At 56.9% G+C, this 1,117-nt stretch carries 1 rRNA gene (only partly in view); it reads left to right on the forward strand.

The features are described 5' to 3' along the window. A 23S ribosomal RNA gene (locus tag ACWD5O_RS36930) occupies window positions 1–1,117 on the forward strand (its annotated part extends 1,383 nt beyond the left edge of the window); the annotation flags it as partial.

Here is a 1,117-nt window from a genome sequence, read left to right on the forward strand (position 1 = left end):
TGTGCAGGTGTGTGGATGGGTAGGGGAGCGTCGTGCCGCGAGTGAAGCAGCGGGGTGACCCAGTTGTGGACGCGGCACGAGTGAGAATGCAGGCATGAGTAGCGAAAGAAGGGTGAGAAACCCTTCCGCCGGATGACCAAGGGTTCCAGGGCCAGGCTAATCCGCCCTGGGTGAGTCGGGACCTAAGGCGAGGCCGAGAGGCGTAGTCGATGGACAACGGGTTGATATTCCCGTACCCGCGAAAGAGCGTCCCTGACGAACCTCGTTGTGCTAACCACCCAAACCATCCAAGACCTTCGGGTTGAGGGTGGGGAGCGTGGGAACCTGATGGGTAGTAGTCAAGCGATGGGGTGACGCAGGAAGGTAGCTGAGCCCGGCCGGTGGTTGTGCCGGGGTAAGCGTGTAGGCCGTGTTGTAGGCAAATCCGCAACACATGAAGGCTGAGACGTGATGCCGAGCCGATTCAGGTGAAGTCAGTGATCCTATGCTGCCGAGAAAAGCCTCTAGCGAGTTCTTAGCGGCCCGTACCCCAAACCGACACAGGTGGTCAGGTAGAGAATACCGAGGCGATCGGGCGAACTGTGGTTAAGGAACTCGGCAAATTGCCCCCGTAACTTAGGGAGAAGGGGGGCCGGAGACGTGAAGCCCCGCGCGGGTGGAGCGTTGTATGGCCGCAGAGAGCAGGGGGAAGCGACTGTTTACTAAAAACACAGGTCCATGCGAAGAAGTAATTCGATGTATATGGACTGACGCCTGCCCGGTGCTGGAACGTTAAGGGGACCTGTTAGCTCTTCGGGGCGAAGCGGAGAACTTAAGCGCCAGTAAACGGCGGTGGTAACTATAACCATCCTAAGGTAGCGAAATTCCTTGTCGGGTAAGTTCCGACCTGCACGAATGGCGTAACGACTTCCCCACTGTCTCAACCACAGGCCCGGCGAAATTGCAGTACGAGTAAAGATGCTCGTTACGCGCGGCAGGACGGAAAGACCCCGGGACCTTTACTATAGCTTGACATTGGTACTCGAATTAGCTTGTGTAGGATAGGTGGGAGCCGGTGAAGTCCATACGCCAGTATGGGTGGAGGCAATCTTGAAATACCACTCTGGTTGATTTGGGT

This window comes from Micromonospora sp. NPDC005161, from assembly GCF_053599855.1.